The 6,409-nt window shown below is 38.3% G+C and carries 6 protein-coding genes; 5 read left to right on the top strand and 1 reads right to left on the bottom strand.

Annotation, left to right across the window (positions count from 1 at the left end):
* Positions 1–159 precede the first annotated feature (159 nt).
* On the bottom strand, positions 160–1,455 hold the full coding sequence (locus BUA72_RS04875; RefSeq protein ID WP_072922007.1) for a hypothetical protein: 1,296 nt from the start codon (positions 1,453–1,455) through the stop codon (positions 160–162).
* A gap of 280 nt (positions 1,456–1,735) precedes the next feature.
* Between BUA72_RS04875 and BUA72_RS04870 the strand changes: the two genes are divergently transcribed.
* From BUA72_RS04870 to BUA72_RS04850, 5 genes are all read left to right on the top strand, one after another.
* Positions 1,736–3,073, top strand: a complete 1,338-nt coding sequence (locus tag BUA72_RS04870; protein ID WP_072922006.1) for a peptide-N-glycosidase F-related protein — start codon at positions 1,736–1,738, stop codon at positions 3,071–3,073.
* Positions 3,074–3,386: 313 nt separating this feature from the next.
* Positions 3,387–3,857, top strand: coding sequence for a DinB family protein (locus tag BUA72_RS04865; protein ID WP_034728833.1), 471 nt, complete (start codon positions 3,387–3,389; stop codon positions 3,855–3,857).
* A 7-nt stretch (positions 3,858–3,864) separates the two neighbouring features.
* Positions 3,865–4,434: a hypothetical protein gene (locus BUA72_RS04860; protein WP_139259513.1), complete on the top strand. Its 570-nt coding sequence runs from the start codon at positions 3,865–3,867 to the stop codon at positions 4,432–4,434.
* 24 nt (positions 4,435–4,458) lie between these two features.
* Positions 4,459–5,223 (top strand): 23S rRNA (guanosine(2251)-2'-O)-methyltransferase RlmB, encoded by a 765-nt coding sequence (rlmB, locus tag BUA72_RS04855; protein WP_410493279.1) that lies wholly within the window; start codon positions 4,459–4,461, stop codon positions 5,221–5,223.
* Between the two features lie 97 nt (positions 5,224–5,320).
* Positions 5,321–6,370 (top strand): DUF6263 family protein, encoded by a 1,050-nt coding sequence (locus tag BUA72_RS04850; RefSeq protein WP_034728829.1) that lies wholly within the window; start codon positions 5,321–5,323, stop codon positions 6,368–6,370.
* Positions 6,371–6,409 lie beyond the last annotated feature (39 nt).

Genomic DNA, 6,409 nt, shown 5'->3' with positions numbered 1-6,409 from the left:
TTTCATGTCAATGGTCAATTTTGCTCCGCAAGTCAATGGTGAATGGTTCACTACTGGTAAAAATTCACTATTGACGATTCACAATTCACTATAAATTGTCAATGGTGAATGATTCTCTGCTGGTAAAAATTCACTATTGACGATTCACCATTCACCATACTAAAGCTTAGTAATCTTAATGGTAAAGACATTTTCCGGCATATCAACTGTTTCTTCATAAGCTCCGACGTTGATAAAATATTCAGTTCCTGCCGTCGTGGTGAAGGTATAGGTTTCTGCAGCTCCGCCACCACCGGCGTCTACCGCTTTCACACAGGTTAAACTGGTGCAGGTACCGCTATAAACATCCATCTGCGGATCATAAGTACTGCCTGAAGGCATTGTGATTCCCACGGTAAACTGACCGCCGTCTCCTGTAAATTTAAACCAGGTCCCGTCATTCATTGCATCGGCACATGAGGTTATGAATCCATTATTATTAGTAGCAGACATTCCATCACTTTGTGTGTATTCATAAGGGAAAGCAGCGGCTGCTAAGGCTCCCGAACAGGCATCATTGGCCGGAATCGGAGGAATGGTTTTAAATGTAATATCAGCACATCCTAAAGACTCAAGGCCGGCTGAAACGGCAGTCACTTTGAAATAATAGTTCGTATCACGGTTAAGGGCAGTGGATGGCGTAAAATTAACTCCTGTCACAGACTGCTGATTAATAATATCTGTTCCGCCGGGAGTTGTTCCCAGTGAAATTTTATAGGAATCTGCTCCTGAAACCGCTAGCCATCTTATATTCGGAAGCAGCGGTACAAACTGGGTTCCGTTTGTAGGATAATTCACAAAAGGACATGAAGGCCCCGGCTTAGGCGTTAGACCTGAAATAGTAACTGCAGATTTGTAATCCGCTCTTATTCCTCCGGGTGGCGTTGCAGGATCAACTACCGCACGGTCTCCCTTGTAATAAAGGGTAGAGTAAGGGATATGAGGATACACACGAAACGCTTCATCAAAATTATTAATATCGATACTCGGCGAATTTTCCTTAGCAGCGATCACTAAATTATCTGTGTTATTATAGGCAAATGGTGTTGTGAAAGCCACTTCTACTTTATTATTGGTTTTGGTCACAGTCCCTGTAAAAACCTGAGTCAGCTGTGCCGCCGGAATCCAGTCTGTACCGGATATAAACGCTGTTTTTGCGGTATGTCCTACATAAACGGTCCAGTCCGAGGAATCATTGATCGTGGCAGACGGATCCAGATAAAAGGTAAGACCTGTAATATTTCCTGCAGCTGTAGCATTTAACTCCTGTTTAGGGTAGATCTGCTGAACGTAGGAATAGGAAAAAAAACTGCTTATGGGTGCCGTTCCGACATTGGTGCTTGTGATGTTTAAATTGATCTGGGCATTAAACGCCGAAACTATCAATAACAAAGATAAAAGTAAAATTCTTTTCATAATTAATAAAGTCATCAATAACAATGATGCTAATTTAATAATAAAGTTTTGATATTTATAACAAATATGATTATTTCACTCATTGGATTAATTATTTAAATCATTATCACTAAAACAGTGTATAAAAACAATTCAATAAGAATATTTGATAAAAACAATTCACAAGCATTTGTAAATAATTTACACAATTAATAAAAAAATAGCGTATATTTTAAAATTAACCAACCAGAAAACAACTTTAAATAGATATTTTAATATATTTGTAACAAATGCCAATCATATGTATAAAAAGCTATTTTTTGCGGGTCTTTTTTTCGCCGGTCTTTTTAAATCACAGACAACCAACAGAATGAATCTGATTTCAGATGCCGTTTATTATGACGGTTATGCTGCTACGGTATCTGATCCGGTTCCTGCAGGTCTTATCAGGCTTGGAAACACCAGATATGCAAGGAAACTTACAGATGCTGAACTCAATTCCTTTAAAGCAAAAATTGCCATGAGGGTGAGCATAGGCGCTCTTTGTGACAACTATGACCGTCTGGGAAGTGTTTATTTAGCCATGGTTCCGAAAAACCAGCCTACTTATACGATGAATGATGCGAATGTAAAAAGAATTGAAGTTGGCAGATACATTACCCCATTCATGAGTAAAAACCGTACTCCTAATGAGGTTCCTTACACCTATGACTTAAGTAATATGTACAATGTATTTCATGATGCCGCATTACGCACAAGCTATGATATGTATATGGAACTGGATGTTTTCGGTGTTCCTTACGCAGCACAGACACAGGTTGCAGGATGCGCAGGAAGGATTGATGTTTTCTCAGGAAATCTTACTTTTTTTTCAACAGATTCAGGAGCTACCATCACCGACCACAACTCTATAGTTCCTATATTAACGTATAAGACATTAAATAACTATAACAGCACGGATGTTCCCGGTGAAACGGTCAGGATTGTGAATTTCAACCTTCCGAGTGCCGTTACCAATGCCCGTTTCTTTGTCATATCCACTCCTCATGGTGCCAACAGTGGCGGTGAAGAGTACGTAAGAAGACAGAATTATACGTATATGGATGACGTGCAAATGCTTACTTATACTCCCGGAGGGATTTCCTGCGAACCATTCAGAGTATACAATACACAGGGTAACGGAATCTATGGGGCAGCGGTGAAGTCATTTGCAGAATGGACTTCATGGAATAACTGGTGTCCGGGCAATTCAGTTCCGATCAGAGGATTCAGCATGCCTAATTTAACCGCTGGAAATCATACTTTAAAGCATACCATTCCGACAGCCGTTTTCAATCAGCAACAAGGAGATGTCTACTTATCTGTTTATATGCAGGGCAAAAGCAGTGCAGTACTGGATGTAAAAGATATCAAGACCTTGGATGTGAGCATTTATCCCAACCCTACTTCAGATTTTGTGAATATAAGATCCAAATCGGATGTAGCTTCAGTCACTGTTTTCAGTATTGAAGGAAAAAAATTAACCGAAACCCGCGGAGAAAATAAAATAGATATTTCAACCTATCCTGCAGGAGTCTATTTGCTGAATATTATTCTAAAAGACGGAATAACTTTCAAACATAAGATCATCAAAAAATAGATATACTTAATCTTATCTAAAAACATACATCTCCTTTGAATATTTTTCAGAGGAGTTTTTTTTCGGGATGCGGGTTTCGTGGTTCGAAGCACCCAACAACCAGTAACCGCCATTATCAAACTTCAACTTAACTCTCAAACCCAAAAACGCTCCGACTCTAAAACCCTCAAACCCTCAAACTCGAAACCCGCACCTAAAAACCCGCATTCACCTCTTTTTTCGCCATTTAAGAACATTTAATTTAATCCTTTATCCAAAAAATTGTCACTTCCAGTTTATTAGACTATTTTTGGTGATTAAAAAATTTTGTAAAATGAATTATCATTTTCAAGCACACAGACAGGTGAGAAAGAACCTTTTAGGCATCTTACAGAACACTTCGCACGAAGATCTTCTATTGATTCCTGATGGTTTCAACAACAATATGTACTGGAATATTGCACATACCGTTGCTACCCAGCAGCTGCTGCATTATTATCTGAGCGGAAATCCCTTCAGAATTGATAAATATTGGATCGAAACCTACAAAAAAGGTACTCTCCCTAACCTTAATGTACAGAAATCTGAAGTGGAAGACCTTGAGTTTTTACTCACTGAAACTTCAAAGATTTTGATGAAAGATTATGACAGTGATTTCTTTTCAGACTACACACCGTATACTACAAGTTTCGGGATGGATCTGAAAAGTATTCAGGATGCCATCATCTTTAATAATATGCATGAAAGCCTGCATTATGGCTATATCATGGCGCAGAAAAGAGCAATATTGGGCGAAAAATATTAGTATTTTGATGAAGAAAATTTTCTTTTTACGGTTTCTCCTTTTTGGATTACTCATCTTCAGTATGGTGAATTGTTCCCCTAAGAATGAGACAGTAAAAACTCAGTCTGCTGACAGCCTTACCAAGCCATCAGCCGATACAGTTTCAAAGATTCATCAACCGGAAATAAAAGCCCCTGAGAACTGGAAAGACATTTTCAAATCTGTTCCAAAAGAATGGACGATGCTTACCAAAAAAGACTCAGGATATATTATCTACATTCCATGTGATTATCAAAACCAAAAGATAATTTTGAGTCACGAAGGAAAATATGCATTGGAGCATATCATTGGGCAGGATGCTTATTATTTTGAGATCAAAAATATTACCAAAAAAGGAAGTACATACCTTTTTGAGCTGCATGAAGAAAGTGCAGAAAAAGGGCAGGAAAATGTAAATTATACATTGGATATAAAGGATAACAACCAGGCAGTATGGAGTGTTTATAATGACGCAAGAAAATTAACGGAGATCACGACTACGGATTCAGGCTTTGAAAACAAGTACAAAACAGTAGAAGAACCTCCCTGCCTTGACTAAGTTTAACAACAGAAAAAATAAATTTTGACAAACGAAAACAAAAAAGACGATTTCATTTTCGGACTTCGTCCTGTAATAGAAGCTATTGAAGCGGGAAAAACGATTGATAAGATCTTTGTGCAGAATGCACTTCAGGGTCCTATTTATGCTGAGCTAAAGACTATTTTAGCCAAACATAAAATTCGTCCTAACTATGTTCCGATTGAAAAACTGAACCGTTTTACAAGAAAAAATCACCAGGGTATAGTTGCTTTTATTTCAGATGTTCCGTTTCACAGAGTGGAAGATATTGTTCCGCAATTGTTTGAGGAAGGAAAAACGCCTTTCCTTTTAATTCTTGACAGACTTACGGATGTGAGAAACTTCGGAGCGATTTGCAGAACAGCAGAATGTGTTGGGATAGATGCTATTATTATTCCTGAAAAAGGAGGAGCACCTATCAATTCAGATGCTATCAAAACATCTGCAGGAGCACTTTACAATATCAAAATCTGTAAGGAACCAAATCTTGCCCATGCGGTAGATTTCCTTCAGCAAAGCGGTATTTCTGTATTTGCAGCGACTGAAAAAGCTCAGAAACTGATCTATGATGTGAACTTCACGGAGCCTTGTGCCATCGTGATGGGGAATGAAGAAACAGGAATTTCTAAGGAAGTGATGCACCATTCAGACGAAAAAATAAAGCTTCCGATCGAAGGAAAAACACAGTCACTGAATGTATCTGTAGCATGCGGAGCTATTTTGTATGAAGCGGTAAGACAGAAAATCGTAGCGGCTCCAAGTGTGTAATCAGTAAGGGCAGAAGTGTTTTATGATGTCGTTTATGGTATCGTTATTGATACACAGAACGGAAATATCAGTAAAATTTAAACTTAAAAAATTTCAAATGAAAAACGTAGCAGCATTAATGCTTATCTCATCTATAGCTCTAGTATCTTGTAAAAAAGAAACGGCAACCATCACTAAAGTAGATCCTAAAACAGGAAAAACAGTTACGGTAGAAGTTCCTGCCGATTCTGTAGCTAAAGTGGCGGAAAACCCGGCGATCAAAGATTCTGCAGGAGTTTTCACTCAGACGTTCAAACTGGAAAAAGGAAAGACTTATCCTCTTACCACTTACCAGAGAGACGTAAAAACGATGGAAGATCCTCAGGGAAAATCAATCACAGCAACGAGTGAGTCTACAGATGAAATGAATTTCACGGTAAACGATATCAAGGGAAATGTATATGACATGACGCTTAATCTTGTGGCTAAAAGAAATTCACAAAGTGCACAGGGTAAAACCATCATCGTAGATACCAAGCAGGCTATTCCAAAAGAAGATGACCTTAAAATGATCTGGAATATCAACAGAGCACTTACGGGTAACAAGCTTAACATGAAAATGGACACTAAAGGAAATGTGATCTCCATTACAGGTTTTGATGCGGTATACACAAAAGTAACCACTGCGGTAGGAACTCTTGTTAAAGATGCTAATCAAAAAGCAAGCGTTGTAGCCAGTCTTAAGGAAACTTTCAACGAAAAAGTATTGAAAGAGCAGCTTTCTAAAAACTTAACGATCATCCCTAAAAAAGGAGCGAAAATCGGAGAGAAATGGACGACTACTGAAAATGCAGATGCAAGCGGAACGATGAAGGTAACTTCAAATTATACATTAAAAAGTGTAGGAAACGGAACTGCAGAAATTTCTGTGACAGGAGGAATTCCTAAGAAAACAGAAAAGAAAACGCAGGGGCCTATTACGCACAGTCTTAGCAGCGAGCTTGCTCAGAACGGTGTGATTAAGTTTGACCAAAGCACAGGATGGATTGCCAACCAGAATATTGATGTAAAAACAACTCAGACCGAGACGATTTCAGACGGAAAACAGTCACAGTCTATGAAAAGCATCTCAAAATCTTCTGTGATGATCAATCCTTCTGCAAAATAATTGAATTAAAGACGTTTTAAAGTCTGAAGATTTAAGATT

This window comes from Chryseobacterium sp. OV279, from assembly GCF_900128945.1.
Lineage (GTDB): Bacteria > Bacteroidota > Bacteroidia > Flavobacteriales > Weeksellaceae > Chryseobacterium.
The sequence above is the reverse complement of the archived record's forward strand: the minus strand, read 5'-3'. Positions and strand labels throughout refer to the sequence as shown.